Source organism: Streptomyces sp. DF42 (genome assembly GCF_058267695.1).
In genome coordinates this window covers 1673272-1692085 of the sequence record NZ_CM177859.1, presented here as the reverse complement: position 1 = coordinate 1692085, position 18814 = coordinate 1673272, and the positions used below count along the sequence as shown (strand labels likewise).

The 18814-nt window shown below is 69.2% G+C and carries 20 protein-coding genes and 3 pseudogenes; 11 read left to right on the top strand and 12 right to left on the bottom strand.

Annotated elements, in window-relative coordinates:
- Positions 1 to 8: 8 nt before the first annotated feature.
- From ACYUED_RS07655 to fdxA, 6 genes and pseudogenes are all read right to left on the bottom strand, one after another.
- The gene (locus ACYUED_RS07655; protein WP_491291531.1) at positions 9 to 1124 is read right to left on the bottom strand and encodes a PP2C family protein-serine/threonine phosphatase; all 1116 of its coding nucleotides are present in this window, start codon (positions 1122 to 1124) and stop codon (positions 9 to 11) included.
- Positions 1125 to 1255: 131 nt separating this feature from the next.
- Positions 1256 to 1537: pseudogene (locus tag ACYUED_RS07650) on the bottom strand (cbb3-type cytochrome c oxidase subunit I); the annotation flags it as partial.
- Between the two features lie 184 nt (positions 1538 to 1721).
- Positions 1722 to 2150, bottom strand: a complete 429-nt coding sequence (locus ACYUED_RS07645; protein ID WP_491291530.1) for a hypothetical protein — start codon at positions 2148 to 2150, stop codon at positions 1722 to 1724.
- A gap of 47 nt (positions 2151 to 2197) precedes the next feature.
- A complete protein-coding gene (locus ACYUED_RS07640) occupies positions 2198 to 2566 on the bottom strand; it encodes a cupin domain-containing protein (RefSeq protein WP_491291529.1) in 369 nt (122 codons plus the stop codon).
- A 16-nt stretch (positions 2567 to 2582) separates the two neighbouring features.
- Complete coding sequence (locus tag ACYUED_RS07635; RefSeq protein WP_491291528.1) at positions 2583 to 3269, bottom strand: helix-turn-helix transcriptional regulator; 687 nt, start codon at positions 3267 to 3269, stop codon at positions 2583 to 2585.
- A gap of 1 nt (position 3270) precedes the next feature.
- Entirely contained in the window at positions 3271 to 3600 is a 330-nt protein-coding gene (gene fdxA / locus ACYUED_RS07630; RefSeq protein WP_491291527.1) for a ferredoxin, read from the bottom strand.
- 94 nt (positions 3601 to 3694) lie between these two features.
- On the opposite strand from fdxA, the gene ACYUED_RS07625 reads away from it, so the two are divergent.
- From ACYUED_RS07625 to ACYUED_RS07615, 3 genes and pseudogenes are all read left to right on the top strand, one after another.
- Entirely contained in the window at positions 3695 to 4429 is a 735-nt protein-coding gene (locus ACYUED_RS07625) for a DUF2249 domain-containing protein (protein ID WP_491291526.1), read from the top strand.
- Positions 4422 to 4847 (top strand): hypothetical protein, encoded by a 426-nt coding sequence (locus ACYUED_RS07620; protein WP_491291525.1) that lies wholly within the window; start codon positions 4422 to 4424, stop codon positions 4845 to 4847. Before ACYUED_RS07625 ends, ACYUED_RS07620 begins: the two co-directional genes overlap by 8 nt.
- A 110-nt stretch (positions 4848 to 4957) precedes the next feature.
- Positions 4958 to 5199, top strand: a pseudogene (locus tag ACYUED_RS07615) (hypothetical protein).
- A 134-nt stretch (positions 5200 to 5333) separates the two neighbouring features.
- Here ACYUED_RS07615 and ACYUED_RS07610 read toward each other — a convergent pair.
- Positions 5334 to 5795, bottom strand: coding sequence for a cation-translocating P-type ATPase C-terminal domain-containing protein (locus tag ACYUED_RS07610; RefSeq protein WP_491291524.1), 462 nt, complete (start codon positions 5793 to 5795; stop codon positions 5334 to 5336).
- Positions 5796 to 5974: 179 nt separating this feature from the next.
- Here ACYUED_RS07610 and ACYUED_RS07605 point away from each other — a divergent pair, with 179 nt between their 5' ends.
- On the top strand, positions 5975 to 6394 hold the full coding sequence (locus ACYUED_RS07605) for an STAS domain-containing protein (protein ID WP_491291523.1): 420 nt from the start codon (positions 5975 to 5977) through the stop codon (positions 6392 to 6394).
- Positions 6395 to 6816: 422 nt separating this feature from the next.
- Here the strand turns inward: ACYUED_RS07605 and ACYUED_RS07600 are convergent, their stop codons facing one another.
- Complete coding sequence (locus ACYUED_RS07600) at positions 6817 to 8967, bottom strand: MMPL family transporter (protein WP_491291522.1); 2151 nt, start codon at positions 8965 to 8967, stop codon at positions 6817 to 6819.
- A gap of 134 nt (positions 8968 to 9101) precedes the next feature.
- On the opposite strand from ACYUED_RS07600, the gene rpe reads away from it, so the two are divergent.
- The 4 genes from rpe (at position 9102) to ACYUED_RS07580 (ending at position 11702) form a co-directional block, all read left to right on the top strand.
- Positions 9102 to 9788: a ribulose-phosphate 3-epimerase gene (rpe, locus tag ACYUED_RS07595; RefSeq protein WP_491291521.1), complete on the top strand. Its 687-nt coding sequence runs from the start codon at positions 9102 to 9104 to the stop codon at positions 9786 to 9788.
- Positions 9789 to 9878: 90 nt separating this feature from the next.
- A complete protein-coding gene (locus tag ACYUED_RS07590) occupies positions 9879 to 10922 on the top strand; it encodes a sugar-binding transcriptional regulator (protein ID WP_491291520.1) in 1044 nt (347 codons plus the stop codon).
- Between the two features lie 40 nt (positions 10923 to 10962).
- Positions 10963 to 11391 (top strand): guanyl-specific ribonuclease, encoded by a 429-nt coding sequence (locus ACYUED_RS07585; RefSeq protein ID WP_491291519.1) that lies wholly within the window; start codon positions 10963 to 10965, stop codon positions 11389 to 11391.
- Entirely contained in the window at positions 11388 to 11702 is a 315-nt protein-coding gene (locus tag ACYUED_RS07580) for a barstar family protein (protein ID WP_491291518.1), read from the top strand. Before ACYUED_RS07585 ends, ACYUED_RS07580 begins: the two co-directional genes overlap by 4 nt.
- Before the next feature lie 7 nt (positions 11703 to 11709).
- On the opposite strand, the gene ACYUED_RS07575 is transcribed toward ACYUED_RS07580, so the two are convergent.
- From ACYUED_RS07575 to ACYUED_RS07560, 4 genes and pseudogenes are all read right to left on the bottom strand, one after another.
- Positions 11710 to 12342 carry a TetR/AcrR family transcriptional regulator gene (locus tag ACYUED_RS07575; protein WP_491291517.1) on the bottom strand — a complete coding sequence of 211 codons (633 nt, stop codon included), beginning with the start codon at positions 12340 to 12342 and terminating at the stop codon, positions 11710 to 11712.
- Positions 12343 to 12356: 14 nt separating this feature from the next.
- Positions 12357 to 12715, bottom strand: a pseudogene (locus ACYUED_RS07570) (allene oxide cyclase barrel-like domain-containing protein).
- Positions 12716 to 13051: 336 nt separating this feature from the next.
- Positions 13052 to 13789, bottom strand: a complete 738-nt coding sequence (locus tag ACYUED_RS07565) for an aldehyde dehydrogenase family protein (RefSeq protein ID WP_491291516.1) — start codon at positions 13787 to 13789, stop codon at positions 13052 to 13054.
- Between the two features lie 132 nt (positions 13790 to 13921).
- Entirely contained in the window at positions 13922 to 15043 is a 1122-nt protein-coding gene (locus tag ACYUED_RS07560) for a 3-deoxy-7-phosphoheptulonate synthase (protein ID WP_491291515.1), read from the bottom strand.
- Positions 15044 to 15386: 343 nt separating this feature from the next.
- Here ACYUED_RS07560 and ACYUED_RS07555 point away from each other — a divergent pair, with 343 nt between their 5' ends.
- From ACYUED_RS07555 to ACYUED_RS07545, 3 genes are all read left to right on the top strand, one after another.
- Positions 15387 to 16853, top strand: a complete 1467-nt coding sequence (locus ACYUED_RS07555; RefSeq protein WP_491291514.1) for a GuaB1 family IMP dehydrogenase-related protein — start codon at positions 15387 to 15389, stop codon at positions 16851 to 16853.
- A 105-nt stretch (positions 16854 to 16958) separates the two neighbouring features.
- Positions 16959 to 17411 carry an Lrp/AsnC family transcriptional regulator gene (locus ACYUED_RS07550; RefSeq protein ID WP_099927428.1) on the top strand — a complete coding sequence of 151 codons (453 nt, stop codon included), beginning with the start codon at positions 16959 to 16961 and terminating at the stop codon, positions 17409 to 17411.
- 146 nt (positions 17412 to 17557) lie between these two features.
- Positions 17558 to 18766, top strand: coding sequence for an MFS transporter (locus ACYUED_RS07545; RefSeq protein WP_491291513.1), 1209 nt, complete (start codon positions 17558 to 17560; stop codon positions 18764 to 18766).
- Positions 18767 to 18814: the final 48 nt, after the last annotated feature.

Genomic DNA, 18814 nt, shown 5'->3' with positions numbered 1-18814 from the left:
CTTCCCGTTCAGTTGACCTTGCGGACCACCAGCGCGGTGATGTCGTCCCGCTGGTCGCCATCGGTATAACGGTGCAGGTCAGCAGCCAGTTTGTGGGCCACCTTCCATGGGGACACATCGGCCCAGCCCCTAAGTTGTTCTTCGAGGGGATAGAACTCGCCGGCGGCGTCACGTGCTTCGGTGACGCCGTCGCTGCAGAGCAGGAGTGTCGCGCCGGGCGGGAAGACGAACCACTCGACGGTCCTTGGTTCCTCAGAGAGTTCGGCCAGACCGAGCGGTACGCCTGGTTCGCCCGTGGGAGCGACGGTGACGGGGCCCGCATCCATGAGATACGGCGCAAGGTGTCCGCAGTTCAGGGCCTGTGTCGCAGAGGAATCATCTACGCCGAGCAGGAGGGCGGTAACGAAGCGCTCGGGCTCACCGGTCTGCGCGGCAAAGGCGTTGTGCCGCTCGACCGCCGCCTCCAGGGCGTCCGCGACCGCCGTGAGCGTAGGCTCACTCTGGGCGGTCTCCCGAAACGCGCCGAGCACCGCGAAAGCAGCCGCCACCGCCGTCAAGCCCTTGCCCTGAACGTCGCCGATGAGCAGACGCGAACCGTAGGGCGAGGACACCGCCTCGTAGATGTCCCCGCCCACCAGCAGGTCTTCCTCCACCATCAGACAGACTCCGTCGACGATCGCCCGATCAGTGAGCACGGGCAGTGGGCGCAGCATCTGACGCTGAAGCGCGGCTGCGCCGGATCGCATCCGTCGTGCTTCCTCCTCCCCCTTGATCCGCCTACGGCAGGTCAGCACGGACAGCGCACCCAGCACCAAGGCCAGCAGCATCACAATGACCTGGTCACCGAGCGAGGGAAGCGGCCGATACGCCAGTACTGCGGTGATGACCAGGACCACCCACACGACGGCGTACACCGTCTCGCGCAGCGTGCCCACCGCAGCCGTCAGCGCGGGCAACATGACCAGGAGGGGAATCAGTCTCACCGTGCTGTCGCTGATCGCCAGCTCCAGCAGGACAAGCGGAATGGTCAAAGCCACCACCGACATCATCGCGACGCCGGGCAGGCGCTCACCATGCGTGTGCGTTGCCCTCAGCCCTCCGCGCGTCTTGGCAAACGCGGCCATGAACTGAGGCCACACCTGCCAACGGAACACCATTCCACGGTCCCGCCGAAGGCCCCTCCATGCAAGTTTCGCCGTCGGGACGCCGCATCGGGGTCTGGCTGGTTCACCGCCCCTCTGTGGCCGGGCGAGGTCGGAGCGCCGATCTGCAGTGGCATGATCCAGTTGGCGAAGGCGGCGAACAGCGGCGTTGCGAACATCAGCGGCATGATCGTGCCGTGCATCGTGAACGCCTGGTTGAACTGCTCGTTCGACATGATCTGCAGACCCGGCCGGGCGAGTTCGGCGCGCATCAGGAGTGCCATGACGCCGCCCATGAGGAAGAACGCGAACGATGTCGTGATGTACAGCGTTCCGATTCTCTTGCGGTCGGTCGTGGTCGCCCAGCTGACCAGGATGCTTCCGGCGCCGGGCACTCAACGGTGCGGCTGCCGCCGCTTCTTCGGCGTCAGGTGTCGCACTCATAGCGGCTCTCCTCGGATCGTGGGGTCACTTACCGGGCGAACTACTACAGGTGCCTATACCGGGCCAGTTCCGGACAATGCGTCGCAGTTTGCCGAGAGGGCTCTGACTGCGCCGAGCATCGGCGTTGCGGGCCGGTCACACGGCCAGAACGCTGATGCCAAGGCCGATCAGGAGCATGACCTTGGCGATCTCGGCGATCACGTACTGCAGGTGGCCACGCGAGCGCGGAAGGTCCTCGCCGGCCAGTACCCGGTCGGACCTCCGGTTGAGCCGCGGGCGTATCACTGCCAGCTGCCCGAGGAGCAGGGCGGCCACGACGACGGTCAGCAGGGTGACCACCGCCGGTGCGCTTCCCACCACAACCGCGACGACCACCACGCCCGCCAGTGCTGTCTCGGCGAGGTTCAGCGCCTGGAAGACGAGTCGGCCGATACCCAGTCCGACAGGGACGGTCACTCCGGGGGCGCGGAACTTCAACGGCGTCTCCAGGAACGAGATGGCCAGCACCATCCCGAGCCATACGAAGGCCGCCGCACCCGCTACGGCGGCTGACGTGTGGTTCATCGATGTACTGCCTTTCTCCTACGGATCACTGCGCCCTGCACGCACGGTCAGGCGAGGGGCCAGGACGCCAGCCGGCCTGCGAATTCCGGCGGAGAGGCCACGACCATGAGGGATGCCGGCTCCGTGCCGGGATTGGCGAGGCTGACGCGCTCCCCGGTGGCGAAGTGCGCGGCTGAACCGGCGGACAGCGTCCGTCTCGTTCCGTCGTGACGGAGCTCGACCGAGCCGGACAGGGGGATGAGCACGATTTGTGAGGCGCCGTGGTCGTGTTCGGGCATGGCGCCGCCCGCGGGCAGTTCCACGTGGATGACGGCCAGTTGATCGGAGATGTCGGGGCTGGTGAGTGGTTGCGCGATCGGCCCGTTCGGGAGGGGTGCCCGGCGGCGGGTACTCGTGCTGATCTCGGCGATGTGCATGGTGTTCTTTCTCGCTTCACGGTGCGACGGAGCCGGCGGGCGGCGCGGGGGCCAGATGGGCGAGGCAGGAGTCCGGTTCGGCGAACGGTTCCAGACGGGATGCCGTCATCGGTGCCCTCAGCTCGGCCAACGCCCCCTGCATCAGCCCCAGATGCAGGGAGCAGACCAACTGCCCGTGCTCCTGGGCAAGTTCGAGGAAGGGGCAGTGCCGCAGCCGGATCCGCTCCGGCGTCCCGTCGTCGCCTCCTCCTTCCGGCGTGGGTGAGAAGCCGAGATCGTCCAGCAGGGCGGTGAGCCGGACCGCCGACTCCTCGGCCGTGGGACGGTGGAAGGGCGGCACGGGGTCGATCAGGAAGCGGCCCCAGGCCCGGCCGGCCTCGATGGCGGCCTTGTGTGCGCTGTCGGGTCCGGTCGACGCCAGGTGGCTGAGCAGGATCTGGGCCAGCAGGCGGTAGCTCCGGGTGCCTGCGCGGTCCATCCCCGGCTGCGGCGCGTAGACGGTGCGAGGCCGGCCAGGGCCTGCGGGCTCTTCCAGTTGCCGCTCGATCAGGCCCTCAGCGACCAGTGCGTCCAGATGGAAGCGCACGGTGTTGGGGTGGACGCCGATCCGTTCGGCGACCTCCGTCACGCCCAGAGGCGCCGGGGCGGCACGCAATTCCTCCAGCACCTCGCGGCGGCGCGGGCTCCTCGGCACGGGGGGCATGTCAGCTCGCCGCCTGTCCCTGTGACGGGAGCGCGGCGATCAGCGGATGGTCACGCTCGATCAGGCCCAGCTTGGACGCGCCCCCGGGTGAGCCGAGTTCATCGAAGAACTCCACGTTGGCCTTGTAGTAGTCCCGCCACTCACCCGGTACGTCGTCCTCGTAGAAGATCGCCTCGACCGGGCAGACCGGCTCGCAGGCCCCGCAGTCGACGCATTCGTCGGGGTGGATGTACAGCGACCGCTGCCCTTCGTAGATGCAGTCGACGGGGCACTCCTCGATGCACGCCTTGTCCTTCACGTCCACACATGGCTGTGCGATCACGTACGTCATGATCCCGTTTCCTTCGCATCCCGGACACCTCAGGTTTTTACGAATACTACATGTAATAATCGAACAGCGGGGTGAAAAGAAAAGGGGCACCACGATGACGTCGCCTTCCGAGATCTACATCGAGTCGACCGAGACCGACCCGGTGGTCCGGGCACAGAGCGTTCTGCAGCAGACCAACCAGCGGCTTCAGGGCCGGCTGGCCACGCTGACCGAGATCGACCCCGTCGCGGACGCCGGGGAGTCGGTCCGCACCGCCGTGGCCGACTTCTGCACCGGCGAACTGCGCCATTACCTGAGCGCGTGCGATCAAACCCTGTACGCCGCCGCGGCGGGCGCGGCCGAGACCCGGCTGCTGGTCCGCGCGCTGCGCACCACCGCGAGCGTGGTGCACCATCACATCGACAGGCTGTCATCGGCCGACAGTGCAGCCTCCGCGGCCGCGATCGCGCTGACTGCGGAGGCGGTACTGCGTGCCCATCTCGCGGTGGAGCGGAACGTGCTGCTGCCGGCCCTCGTCCGCCTTCCTGGCGCCGACCTACCCACTCTGGTCGCGGATCTGGACACGCTGCTCAGCGGCGGCCGGCTGGAGAGTCCGGCGGTCATCGACGTACGCGAGATCCCGCACGGCCAGCGGCATCCGCGGATCTTCGCGCGCTTCGGCCGCCTGGCACCGGGGGAGACCTTCATCTTGGTCAACCACCACGACCCCATGCCGCTGCGCCGCGAGTTCCAGTCCGCCCACCCCGGCACCTTCACCTGGGAGTACGTCGAGTCGGGCCCCGAGCAGTGGCAGGTCCGCATCGGCCGTCAGGCGGGCTCGGATGACTGAGCCGCACGCCGTCGATGGCCCGCAGGAAGCTGTCCCGCAGATCCTGTGCGACACCCGGGTGCTGACCGGCCAGGTGCCCGCAACCTTGGGAGCACTGTGGAAACTGGCCGAGCCCGGACGCCAACTCGACGCCAACTTCATCCACTTGCCACCCGGCGAGCGCATCAAGACTCACACCGAGCCGGACCTGGATGTCCTGCTCGTTGTCGTCGGCGGAGCGGGAACTGTCGGCATCGGCATGGCTGAAGAACCGCAGCATGTGGCCGAGGGCGTGCTGCTCTGGCTCCCGCATGGCTCCACGCGCAGCATCACCGCGGGCGACGGCGGCATCCAATACCTGACGGTCCATGGACGCCGCCCCGGCATGCAGATCCGTCCCCGCCCCGATCAACCGGCGAAACCCGAACTCCCGCACTGACCTCGCCCGCCGACGCCGCCCCGGACCCGATGGCCTGCCCAGCGGACGGAGCCCGAGTGCTTCACCAGCCGGGGCGCTGTCGGACGCGGATCCGAGAGGAGAGGCTCATCGTGACCGACAGCGCAGTCCCGCATGTCGGCAGCCCACGGATCATGGTGCTCGGTGTACAGTCCGGCACCCCGCCCTTCCGGGTCGTGGAAATCGACGGCGAAATGGTCGGCGAGGCGAAGACCATCACCGACGTGCTGCTCGCCGCATTGGCGGCCGGCATCATCGTGCACATCTGGGCGACCCGGGCGTGGTCCGCTGGGTCGGCGGCGACAAGTTCACCTGGTCGCCCAGGCGGTGGTGAATCCGGCGCGGACATCTTCGCCTGGCTTCCGCCCACCTGGCCCCCGACCGGGAGCCGAGCCCGGCCAGGTCCGGGACCCTGCAGGCCACGTCGCGACGTCCAGACCGGTGCCGGCGGTCTCAACCTTCCAGTCCCTATGTATCTGCTTGGCCGTCCGGTCCGCAGGACGGCCTCGAGGCGTCCGCCCACCATGATCGACGGCTGGCCGAGCCGACCACCGCGCACACCAGCCACTGGCCGGCGGTTAGGTCCGTCGTGGTGAATAACTTGTGTGCCGCGTCGGTCTCGACCACCAGGGCCAGCAGGATCACGGCGCCGGTGGCGACGAAGGCCGATTCGTTGGAGAGCGCCTTGAGAGTGTGGTCGCTTCGAGTCTGGTGCACATTGAGAAGGCTGAACGCCTGAAAGAACACGGACATCACGAACGCCATCGTGCCCGCGGTACCCGACTCCCCCCGGCTCACGCTCGAGCAATGCCCAAGACCTATCAGCAGTGCCCCGACAAGGGCCCCGTCCCCGCAGCCGCTTGAACCGATCGCTGGAACGCAACCATGAACGACATTGCTGGGAATGGTGCCTACTTCACCCGCATCCATCAACGGTCAGGAATGCCACGTTGCGTGGTATCCACCCCTGACCCCAGCCGCCGGGTACGCCACACGGCGCGGAGGCGGTGTGCGTCGCCGGCGTTCGGATCGGCCGTCGGGATCGGCGAGCAGCGTATCGGCGCTGTGCCCGAAGACCGGGCGCGGGCAGGGCAACCGAAGGGATCGCCATGCGAACGAACATCATCCGGCACGAGAGCATGATGGTGAGCTACGACGTGGTCAACGGCTGGACCGTTGTCGAGGTCGACGGTGAGGTCGACGCCCACACCGCCCCTATGATCCGCGAAGCGCTGATCAAGCTCGTCGATGAGGGACACCAGCACTTCGTCCTGGACCTGGGCTTCGTCACCTTCATGGACTCGATGGGGCTGGGCGTGATCGTGGCCGTCACGAAACGCGTCCGTGAACACGAAGGCTCGCTGCGTATCGCGTCCGTCTCCGGGCGGCTGCTCAAGATCTTCGACCTCAGCGGCATGCGCGCGAGTTACGAGATCTATCCCTCACCGGAGGAAGGGACGCAATCCGCTCCCTCGCCCGGCAGTCTCGCGCACTGGCCCCATTCCTCCGAAGAGACCGACTGTCCGTGAATTCCCCTGAGCAGGCATGTCCATACGCAGGGTGACTGATCCCGGACAGCATCAACGCCTCTCCTCACACGGGTGGGGCACCAGGAGGGGGTCAGGATGGTGCGGATGCGGGTGTGAGGACACGGCAACCGTCGTAGAAACGCAGGGCGCTCGTAGCGAGGCCCACTCGCCGCGCGAAGGCGCTGATGCTCAGTAGTTCCGTGGTGCCGTCCATGGACCCGATGGTTGACCTTCATCCAACTTGAAGGTCAACTCGCACTTCGGCCACGTTCCACGCCACCATCAAGCACGGGAGCTTCCTCAGCGTCAACCTCTGAAGGACTTCCGAACTCGACCACTTAGTGGCCAAGATCGTGAGACGAACCACTCATGGCCACTACTGCGACGCGACTGATCAGTGCAGGTGGGCGAGGTGCGATTGGTCAGCGGATTTGAGAACCTACAGCCTCGCTTGCCGCAGGCGTTCCGCCGTCCTGGTGGGCCAGGCGGTGCGGCCACCACACCTTCTTTCCCACATCGAGGAAGAGTGAGGTGACCAGGACGGACCGGATGACGAACGTGTCGAGCAGGACGCCGAGTGCGACCGCGAAACCGATCTCCGCGAAGCCCACCATCGGCAGCGTGCCCAACGCGGCGAACGTGCCTGCCAGGACCAGGCCGGCCGAGGTGATCACCGCGCCGGTGGTGGCGAGGCCCGTCACCACCCCGGGCCGGGTGCCCCGGTGGAAGGCCTCCTCGCGGATGCGCGTGGTCAGGAAGATGTTGTAGTCGATGCCGAGCGCGACCAGGAACACGAAAACGAACAGCGGGAAGGACACGTCCTCGCCCGCGTAGTCGAAGACGTGCCGGAAGGCGAGGGCGCTCAGCCCCAGCGCGGTGGCCAGGGACAGCACCACGGTCCCGATCAGCAGGAGCGGTGCCACCAGAGCGCGCAGCAGGATGCCCAGCACGAGCAGGACGACGGCCAGGACCAGGGGGATGACCAGGTAGTTGTCGTGGGTCTGGGCGTTCTCCATGTCGAGCAGGGCGGCCGTGCCGCCGCCCACCCGGGCATCGGCGCCCGGCACGACATGCACCGCGTCGCGCACCCGCTGCACGGTCGCCTTGGCCGCGTCGCTGTCGGCGGGGGCGCGCATGGTCGCCTCGAACAGCACCTGACCGTTGTGTTCGGGCGCGGTGCCGGGTGGTACACCGATGCTCGTCGGCACGACACCGCGGTCCGCGGCGACGGCGCGGCCCACCTGCGTGGCCTGCGCCTTGTTGGAGACGATCACCAGCGGATCGCCGGAGCCCGCCGGGAAGTAACGCGCCGACACCTTCTGCCCGGTGATGGAGTCCGGTGTGTTGGTGAAGGCGTCCGCGTTGGCGATTCCCGCCGCACGCAACTGGAACAGGCCCAGGGACAGGGCCACGAGCACCGCGGCCGTGATGCCCCAGATCACGCGGGGACGGCGGGCGATACGACGGCCCATGCGGGCCCAGACACCGCGTTCGGTCGGATCGGCGGACCCGAAGTGCGGGACGGTCGGCCAGAAGATCCAGCGACCGAAGATCAGCAGCAGGGCCGGGAAGAGGGTGAGCATGGCCAGGAGGGCGATCGTCACGCCGATCGCCGCCACCGGGCCCAGGCCGCGCGTCGAGTTCATCTCGGCGACCAGCAGCACCAGCATGCTCAGGACGACCGTCAGTCCGGAGGCGAGCACCGCCGGTCCCGCGCGGTTCATGGCCAGCGCCATCGCCTCGTGGCGGTCCTCGTGCCGGCGCAGTTCCTCCCGGTAGCGGGCGACCAGGAGCAGGGCGTAGTCGGTGCCCGCGCCGAAGACGAGCACCGTGAGGATGCCGGCGCTCTGACCGTTCACGGTCAGGCCGGCGTGCCGTGCGAGGAGATAGATCAGCGCCTGTGCCGTGAACAGGGCCACCACGACCCCGAGCAGCGGCACGAACAGCAGCGTCGGACTGCGGAACGTGAGCAGCAGCATCACGATCACGACGGCCATCGCCGAGAACAGCAGGGTCGAGTCGATGCCCTCGAAGGCCTTGGAGAAGTCCGCCGAGGTGCCGCCCGGCCCGGTGATGTGCACCGCGAGTCCGCCGCCGCCCTTGCCCACCTGGTCACGGATCGAGTCGACGGCGGGCGCGATCCGCTGCCAGCCCTGCGCGTCCATGGTGATCGGCACATAGATCTGGGCGGCTCGTGGTGAAGTCGGCCGGTCGTAGATCGGGCCTTTCGTCTCCGCACCGAGGATGCCGTGGGCGCGCAGCGCCCTGACCTGCTGGGCGTCCTGGGCGATCTGCTGCCGGTCCTGCGCCGTCAGCCCGTCCGCCCGCGCGTAGACGACGACCGCGGGGATCTGCTCGGGCCTGAAGTCCCCGGAGACATCGAGGACCTGGGTGGACTCGGCGGACCCGGGCAGCCAGGACTGCGCGTCGTTGTCCTGGGCGTCGTTCAGCTTCATCCCCAACGGCGCCGCGATCACCAGGACCACCAGCCACAGGGCCACGATCAGCCACTTGGAGCGCCGCCCGCACACGAACCCGATGGCGTTGTGCTTCCAGACGTAGAGCTGCCTCATGGCGACCCCCGTAGCCGAACGTGGTGCCGGTCGGCGGCCCAGCATGGCACGCGCCGTGCGCGGACAACATCCGATGAACGGCTTAGGTCCGGACCGGCGCGAACAAACGTGCCCGGACATGGGAGGCTGGGGTCATGGCCGTGCAGATCAACCCCAGCATCCTGTCCGCCGACTTCGCCCGCCTCGCGGACGAGGCGAAGGCGGTCGAAGGAGCCGACTGGCTCCACGTAGACGTCATGGACAACCATTTCGTCCCGAACCTCACGCTCGGTGTGCCGGTCGTAGAGTCCCTGGCCCGTGCGACGGACACTCCGCTGGACTGCCATCTGATGATCGAGGCCCCCGATCGCTGGGCCCCGCAGTACGTCGAAGCGGGGGCATCGTCCGTCACCTTCCACGTCGAGGCCGCCGCCGCACCGGTACGGCTCGCCCGGGAGATCCGCGCCAAGGGCGCTCGCGCCTCCATGGCACTGAAGCCCGCGACGCCCATCGAGCCCTACGAGGACCTGCTCCCCGAACTCGACATGCTGCTGATCATGACCGTGGAGCCGGGCTTCGGCGGGCAGGCGTTCCTCGACATCATGCTCCCCAAGATTCGCCGCACCCGCGAGTTGATCAGCAAGCACGGCCTGGAGCTGTGGCTGCAGATCGACGGCGGAGTCTCCGCTTCCACCATCGAGCGCTGCGCGGAGGCCGGCGCCGACGTCTTCGTCGCCGGTTCGGCGGTGTACGGGGCCGAGGACCCGGCCGAAGCGGTACGTGCCCTGCGCACCCAGGCGGAGAAGGTGACCGCCAAGGCGTCCTGGGCATGCGACCACTGACCAACAGGAACGTGAACAGCTACGTGAACGCCGCCCATCGGGGCGGATCAAGTACGCCGGATCTGCAAGGATGAACGGCGAATCCACAGCGTGAACAGCAGTGAGGAGATCGCCGTGTCGGGTATGTCGGCGGGCCGGTCAGCAGTGCGGATGGGACCCGCTGAGCTGGTGCAGGCGGCGGCCATGGCCCGCCGCTTCTACCTGGAGGGCAAGTCCAAGATCCAGATCGCGGAGGAGTTCGGCGTCAGCCGCTTCAAGGTGGCCCGGGTCCTGGAGACGGCTCTCGAACGGGATCTCGTACGGATCGAGATCCGCGTCCCGGCGGAGCTGGACGCGGAGCGCTCGGACGCGCTGCGTGCCCGCTACGGCCTCAGGCACGCCGTCGTGGTGGAGTCCCCTGCCGACGCGGAGGAGTCGCCCGACCCCGAGAACCTCGGTGAGGTCGCCGCCGACCTGCTCGGTGAACTCGTCAACGAGGGCGATGTGCTCGGCCTTGCCTGGGGCCGCTCCACCATCCACATGGCCGCCGCGCTCGACCGGCTGGCGCCGTGCACGGTGGTGCAGTTGACGGGTGTGTACGACGCCGGGACCGCCGAGCGCGGATCCGTCGAGGCCGTGCGCCGTGCCGCCCAGGTGTCCGGCGGGGACGCCCACCCGATCTACGCGCCGATGCTGCTGCCGGACGCGGCGACCGCGGCGGCGCTGCGCAACCAGACGGGGATCGCGCGGGCCTTCGAGTACTTCGACAAGGTCACCGTCGCCTGTGTCTCCATCGGTTCCTGGGAGCCCGGTATCTCGACGGTGCACGACATGCTCAGCGACGAGGAGCGCGCGCACTACGCCTCGCTCGGCGTCGCCGCCGAGATGTCCGCGCACCTCTTCGACACCCAGGGCCGCCGGGTCGGACGGGACCTCGGCGAGCGGTGCATCACGGTCAAGACCGACCAGCTCCGTCGTGTTCCCGAGGTCGTCGCGATCGCGGGCGGCGCGCGCAAGGCCTCCGCGATCGACGCGGTGCTGCGTTCCGGGCTCGTCACCAGCCTGGTGACGGACACGTCTGCCGCGGACGTGCTGATGACGTCGGGTCAGACGCCGAAGCCGGCGCTCAACCGGGCGGACCCCGACGGGTCCTGACGGCGGGTCGGAAGGGGGCGGCCGTGGCAGCATCGGCGACATGATGCTGCGGTTCGTCCCCCGGGTGCTCGCCGGGATGCTGGTCTGTCTCGTCGTCCTTCTGACGGGTTGTTCGTCGACAACGGGGACGTCGGGGACGTCGGGGACGTCGGGCGGCAGGTCGAGTGCCGCCACTCCCGCATGGGTCGGCGACCTGGCCACCGTCCAGGCGTCCGGGCTTCCCGCCGAGGCGCGGCAGACGCTCGCGCTCATCGACAAGGGCGGGCCCTTCCCTTACGCCAGGGACGGCGTCGTGTTCGGGAACTTCGAGGGGCTGCTGCCCGGGCATCAGCGTGGCTACTACCACGAATACACCGTCAGGACGCCCGGCTCGCGCGACCGCGGGGCCCGGCGCATTGTCACCGGGCAGGGCGGCGAGATCTACTACACCGATGATCACTACGAATCGTTCAGGGCGGTGCTGAGATGACGGAACTCGTGGTCACGCTGGACCTCGACGGGGTCACGGACAAGGCGGGCCTGATGGACCGCTCCGCCCGTGCCCTGGCGCTGCCCGACTGGTTCGGCCGCAACTGGGACGCCCTCGTGGACAGCCTCTCCGACCACACCGTTTGGCCCGAGGGCGCGGTGGAGCGGGGGATGCTGGTCGTCGTACGGAACTGGCGACCGTATGCGAAGGCCCGGCCGGAGGAGTGGCAGACCGCTCAGGAGGTGTTCGCCGAGGCGGCGGACCGGACGCCGGCACTCTCGGTGGCGCTGGCCCTGGGAGGGGCCTCCTAGGGGCCTCCTAAGGGTTCTTCGCCGCGGTCATGCCGTCGAGGAGGAGCTGCAGGATCTGGTGCAGTTCCTCGGCCGGCGATCCGGTCGCCTCCGTGTCCGACGACTGGTTGGCCCATCGGTAGAGGGCCCCGAGGTAGACGTCGCGCAGGACGTTGCCGACCCCGATGGGCGACATCCCGGGGTTCAGCTCTCCCTGGGCCACCCCGCTTTCGACGATCTTGCCGAACACCTCCGCGACATACGGCTCCTCGAGGATCGGCCGGCCCGCCTTCACCCACGCGGTGAGCATCGCGGTGGTGAGTCGAGGCTCCTCCTGGTTGATGCGGATGAGGGCCGCCATGCACTGCCGGAGCCGCGCGACCGAGCTGGGGGTCAACGCGCCGCTCTCCTCCAGGCCCGTCACGAGCGCGGCACGCCTCCGTTCTCCCCAGGCGCCGATGATGTCCTCCTTGCGCTGGAAGTAGTTGAAGAACGTTCCCCGTGCCACATCGGCCCGCTCCGCGATCTCGTCGATGGAGGTGTGGTCGTATCCCTTCTCCACGAAGAGTTCGACCGCGGCCAGGTAGAGGCGTTCCCTGACCCGTTGCTTGTTGCGTTCCCGGCGGCCGACCGGCGGCGGCGTTGTCGCAGGCGAGTCCATTCCGTCCCTCCTGTTCATGTGGGGATCATTTCCACGCGCAGATCACTGGGCCTTGTGGTGAAGCACGTCAGTTCACCGGTGGCACCGCGATAGGCGCCGGTGCCACCGGTGATGGCCATGCGCACGGTGTCGGTGCCCTTGGTCCACAGTGACTGCGCGGTGATCTGCCCCCCGGCAACTGGACCGACAGGACGCAGTTGGTGGTGATGCTCCCGCCCTTCAGCTCGGTCACCTGGCAGGAGCTGCCGTCCTTGCCGACCTGCTTCCCGCCCCGGAAGAGCTTGTCGGCGTACACGAACTCGTCTCCGACACTCAGTCCGCGGTCCCCGACATCGGTGTGTACGACCCCGTCGTTCCCCACGGCCAGGTCCATGACCTTCTCGGGTGCGGCCTGCGCGGGAGCGGTGAGCACGGAGGACGTTCCCAGAGCCAGCGCGCCGGCCGCGACCGCGCCCCGCGTCGACCGGTACCCGCAGATAGTCGAGGGGCCTGGTCTTGAGATCGTCCTTGGACGTGGCGTGCCGGTCCAGGAACGCCGGCATCGAGAACGTGCCGAGCGAGGTGTAGGCGGACGTCTGCTCCGCACGGTGCCAGACGTCGGCCAGCTTCGACGCGTAGAAGGCGTCGTCGGAAGGGGAGGCGCGGCGGTGGGCGGCCACCTCCTGCTGTATGCGCTCCATGAAGTCGAGGTCACTCCGGGAATTGATCTTCATGCGTCACTCCTTTTCTCATTCGCCTTCTTCTCCGCGCCGAGGGCCAGCCCCTTGGCGCGCATCAGGAACTCGCCGAGGAACCCGTCGCGCGGTACGTCCGGATGGATCCACGAGGTCGGCCGGCCCCGGTACACGTTGGAGACCGAGGCGAACTCCGCGGCCTCGGTGACCAGTTCCAGGTCCTCGGTGTGCAGCGCCAGCACCAGGGAGCCGTCGAGCACCTCCGCGGCGGCGCGCTCGAACGGCGCGACCCATACGCACGGGAAGGGCATCTCGTACGACAGCAGTGGGTCCCTCGCAGACCCCAGCTCCACGACCGCGGGCGTCACGGTCGCCAGGGAGCCCGCGTCGTCCCCGTCGCCCGCGCCGTCGAGCCGTTCGACGCGCGGCGTCAGATGCACCGTCGCGTCCTTCGCGTCCTGCGCCCGGTCCAGGACCGCCGCCACCAGCCGATGCGCGACGTCCTCGGGCATGCACGGCAGCAGAGCCCCGTCGTCCAGCTGCCGGGCCGGTGCCACCGTGCGGAGCGCGGCGGCCAGTTCGGCGGCGAATCCCGCCGGATCGTGTTCCACCAGCACACCGGTGGTCGCGGTGCACGCGGTTCCCGCGTGGTAGAGCGCACCCGTGCGGGCGAGTTCGAGCCCGGTGTGCCGGTCCGCGTCGGCGGTCACGACCAGCTTCGAGCGGCCCGGGCCCTGGGGCCGGACGTCACCGCGGTCGCGGTACCTGTCCACGCCCGCCGTACACGACGGCACGGTCCGAGCGCTCGACGATCAGGTCCGCCGTCGCGTGGTCGCAGGGCGCCATGACCAGTTGCGTCGCCGGGACCCCCGCCTCCCGCAGCGCGGTCACGAGGCGGAGAGGGGTCAGCGGGTCGCGGTGGGAGGGCCGGACGACGTCACGGCACGGCGCCTGCGGGTCGCGGCCGCGAGATCCCGGAGTACGTCCACGGTGGCGTCCCACCCCATGCACGAGTCGGTCATGCTCTGGCCGAACACCGGCTCACCGGGCCCGAGTTCCTGGCGCCCGGGGATCAGGAAGCCCTCCAGCATCACGCCGCGGATGTCCCTGTCGCCGGTCGCGACCTGGGCCCCTATCTCCCGGGCGACCAGGGCCTGTTGCTCGTGGTCCTTGCCGCTGTTGCCGTGGCTGGCGTCGATGACCAGACCGGTCGGCAGCGCGGCCGCGGACAGCAGGCGCGCCGCCGCGCGCACGTCCCCGGCGCCGTAGTTGGGCCGGCCCGCCGCGCCCCGGAGCACCACATGGCAGTCCGGGTTCCCGCTCGTGCGCAGGGCGCCCGGCCCGCCGTCGTGGTCGAGGCCGAGGTAGGCGTGCGGGGCGGCCGCGGACCGGATGGCGTCGACGGCCACGCCCACCGAGCCGGTGCTGCCGTTCTTCATGCCCACGGGCATGGGGAGCCCGCTCGCCAGTTGCCGGTGCACCTGGCTCTCCACGGTCCGCGCGCCGATGGCGCCCCAGGAGATCAGGTCGGCCAGGTACGCCGGAGCCGCCGGGCTCAGCCACTCCGTCGCGATGGGCAGGCCCAGTTCGGCGATCTCCAGCATCAGCGCGCGGACCGTGCGAAGCCCTCGGTCGAGATCCAGGCTGCCGTCCAGCGCCGGGTCGGCGAGCAGCCCCGTCCAACCGACCGTCGTGCGGGGCTTCTCGACGTACACCCGCATGACCACCGCCAGATCGTCGGCGAGGTCGACGGCCAGTTCGCCCAGCGACTTCGCGTACGCCAGGCCGGCGTTCACATCGTGGATCGAGCACGGGCCGACCACGGCGAGCAGCCGGTCGTCGTCACCGCGCAGCACGCGGCGGGTCAGGCGACGCCCGGCACTCACCGAACGCGCCGCGGCCTCGGTCAGCGGCAGTGCGCTCAGAAGTTCCTCGGGGGTGCTCGCCGCATGCGTGCGGTACTGCCCACCGATGCCTGCCGACGAGTTCGGCTCGACCATGGAATCGGGTATTGCTTCGGTCGGCATATGGAGACTCTGCATCGTTCCTCAATTCGTTCTACTCAGCGCGAAAGGCGTGCGTCGGCGACGAAAAGGCGGATTGGAATGGCGTGTTGATGGCGATGCCGCGGCGGAAACGTCCGACAGGCGCATGAATTACCGTGCCCCATCGACGAGTCGGCCCGCCAGCTGTGCCGCGTGCAGCATCTTGTGGTGCACGTAGCTGCACGGGGTAATGTTCTGTTGTAAGGCAGGTTGCTGCCCGACACGCGAGCCCCCGTACCCCCTTGGAGGATTACATGATCGCGGGGGTGTTTTGTTGTGTCTTCGTGGGAGTGACCTGCGTCATTTCGCGTGAAAACATGGGTTTATGCGTTTTCTCGAGGCCGGTACCGGTCGCTACGTAGAGTCATCTCCGGTTCCTTACGACCTGACGTACGACGACGTCTTCATGGTCCCGGGGCGCAGCGCCGTCGGCTCGCGGCAGGGCGTGGACCTCAGTTCCCCGGACGGCACGGGCACCACCATCCCGCTGGTCGTCGCCAACATGACCGCCATCGCCGGCCGTCGCATGGCCGAGACCATGGCCCGGCGCGGCGGCCTCGTGGTCATCCCGCAGGACATCCCGATCGAGGTCGTCACCGATGTCGTCTCCTGGGTGAAGAGCCGCCACCACGTCCTGGACACCCCGATCGTGCTGGCCCCGCACCAGACCGTCGCCGACGCGCTGGCCCTGCTGCCGAAGCGCGCGCACAACGCCGGTGTGGTCGTCGACGAGGTCGGCCGGCCCATCGGTGTCGTCACCGACCAGGACCTGACCGGCGTCGACCGCTTCACCCAGCTCGAGGTCGTCATGTCCCGGGATCTGCTGCTCCTGGACGCCGACATCGACCCCCGCGAGGCGTTCAACCGCCTCGACACGGCCAACCGCCGGTACGCGCCCGCCGTCGACAAGGACGGAAAGCTCGCCGGCATCCTCACCCGCAAGGGAGCCCTGCGCGCCACGCTGTATTCGCCCGCCGTGGACGCGCAGGGCAAGCTGCGTCTCGCCGCCGCCGTGGGCATCAACGGCGATGTCGCGGGCAAGGCCAAGCAGTTGCTCGACGCGGGTGTCGACACCCTCGTCATCGACACGGCGCACGGCCACCAGGAGTCGATGATCAGCGCGATCAAGGTCGTGCGGGCCCTCGATCCGCAGGTCCCGATCGTCGCCGGCAACATCGTGGCCGCCGAGGGCGTGCGGGATCTGGTCGAGGCCGGCGCGGACATCATCAAGGTCGGTGTGGGCCCCGGCGCCATGTGCACCACCCGCATGATGACCGGCGTGGGCCGGCCGCAGTTCTCCGCGGTCCTGGAGTGCGCGGCCGAGGCGAGGAAGTACGGCAAGCACGTGTGGGCCGACGGCGGTGTCCGCCACCCGCGGGACGTGGCCATGGCGCTCGCGGCCGGTGCCTCCAACGTGATGATCGGGTCGTGGTTCGCGGGCACGTACGAGTCCCCGGGCGACCTGCAGCAGGACGCGAGCGGCCGGCTCTACAAGGAGTCGTTCGGCATGGCGTCCTCGCGCGCTGTCCGCAACCGCACGTCGGACGAGTCGGCGTACGACCGCGCCCGCAAGGCGCTGTTCGAGGAGGGCATCTCGACCTCCCGCATGTTCCTCGACCCGGCCCGTCCCGGCGTCGAGGACCTGATCGACTCGATCATCGCGGGCGTCCGCTCCTCCTGCACCTACGCCGGCGCGGGCTCCCTGGAGGAGTTCGCCGAGAAGGCCGTGGTCGGCATCCAGAGCGCCGCCGGCTACGCGGAGGGCAAGCCGCTGCACGCCAGCTGGAGCTGACCGAACTCCCGGTGGGGCTCGTGTTCTACTTCGGGTACGGCTATCGCCGGTCCCGCCTTGCCACGCCAGAAGTTCTCGCGCCTGAAGAGAAGTGAACGACCAGCAGTGCTGAACGATCTCGACGAACGCATCGTGCACGCCCTCGCCGAGGACGCCCGCCGCTCCTACGCGGACATCGGGCAGCTCGTCGGCCTGTCCGCGCCCGCCGTGAAGCGGCGCGTGGACCGGCTGCGCGCCACCGGGGCCATCACCGGCTTCACCGTACGGGTGGACCCGGGGGCCCTGGGCTGGGAGACCGAGGGGTTCGTCGAGATCTACTGCCGCCACAACACCTCGCCGGACACCATCCGGCGGGGACTGGAGCGCTACCAGGAGGTCGTGGCCGCGTCGACGGTCACCGGCGACGCGGACGCGATCGTCCAGGTCTTCGCCTCCGACATGCGGCACTTCGAACGGGTCCTGGAGCGCATCGCGGGAGAGCCCTTCGTCGAGCGCACCAAGTCCGTGCTGGTGCTGTCGCCGCTGCTGCGCCGCTTCTCGTCGGGGTCGCCCACCTGAAGGTGGAAAAGTCACCGGACGAACGCGCCAGGTCCGCCTACCATCGATGACATGACCTGGCGACATTGATCCACCAGCCGTGCCTCCCGAGGGCCGCCTCGGATGCCGTACCTCCGGCATCCGATCCGTCCCTGCGGGAAGGCCTCATGACACTCTCACCTGCGCGCGTGTCCGCCGGCACCGGCGTCCGCCGACTCACGGCCACGCTGTACGGCTACGCGTTCCTCGACGACTTCGTCCTGCTCTACCCGGTGTACGCCCTGCTGTTCACCGACACCGGCCTGTCCGTCTGGCAGATGTCCTCGCTGTTCGCCATCTGGTCGATCACGGGCGTCGTGCTGGAGGTGCCCTCCGGCGCCTGGGCCGACGCCGTCTCCCGGCGGCTGCTGCTCTGGCTGGGCCCGCTGCTCACCGCCGCGGGCTTCGCGCTGTGGATCCTCACCCCGTCGTACTGGGCCTTCGCCCTCGGCTTCGTCCTGTGGGGCGCGCGCGGAGCGCTCGGCTCCGGTGCGCTGGAGGCGCTGGTGTACGAGGAGCTGGAGCGGCTCGGCGCGGCCGAGCGGTACGCCCGGATCATGGGCCGGGCCAGGGCCGCGGGGCACGTCGCGATCATGGCGGCTCTGGCGCTCGCCGGACCCGTGTTCGCCTGGGGCGGCTACCCGGCCGTGGGCGCGGCGAGTGTCCTGGCCTGTCTGGCGAGCGCCGCGACGGCGACCCGGTTCCCGGAGGACCGGGCGGAGCTGAGAACGGGGGGTGACGGCTGGGCCACGACGCTGCGGGACGGGCTCTGCGAGGTCCGTCGCAACCGGTCGTTGCGCGGAGCGCTGCTGCTGGTCCCGGCGGTCGGGTCCGTGTGGGAGGCGCTCGACGAGTACACGCCACTGCTGGTGCGGGACACCGGGGTGGCCGAGGTGACCGTCCCCTACCTGCTCCTGTTGATCTGGACGGGAGCCACAGCCGGGAGCCTGCTGGCCGGGAGGTGCGAACGCATGGGTACGGCGGGACTGGCGTCCGTCCTCGTCGGCGCCGCGCTCGCCCTGGCCGTGGGCGCCGCGGCCGGGACCCCTCTCGCGCTGGGCCTCGTCGCCCTCGCCTTCGGCGGCTTCCAGCTGGCGACCGTGCTGGCCGACGTCCGGCTCCAGCAGCGCATCGACGACAAGCGCCGAGCCACCCTGACCTCGGTCGCGGGCCTGGGCAGCGACCTCGCCACGGTCGCGGTGTACGGCGGATACGCGGCCGTCGAGACGAGAACCGCGCACAGCACCGCCTTCGCCCTGTTCGCGCTGCCGTATCTGATGACGGCCGTGCTGCTGGTGCTCGGGCGGCCATTGCGGTCCCGGCGGAGCATCCCGTAGGTTGTGCGGCGATCGCTACCGACGGGTAACACTGGCGAGTAATACTCC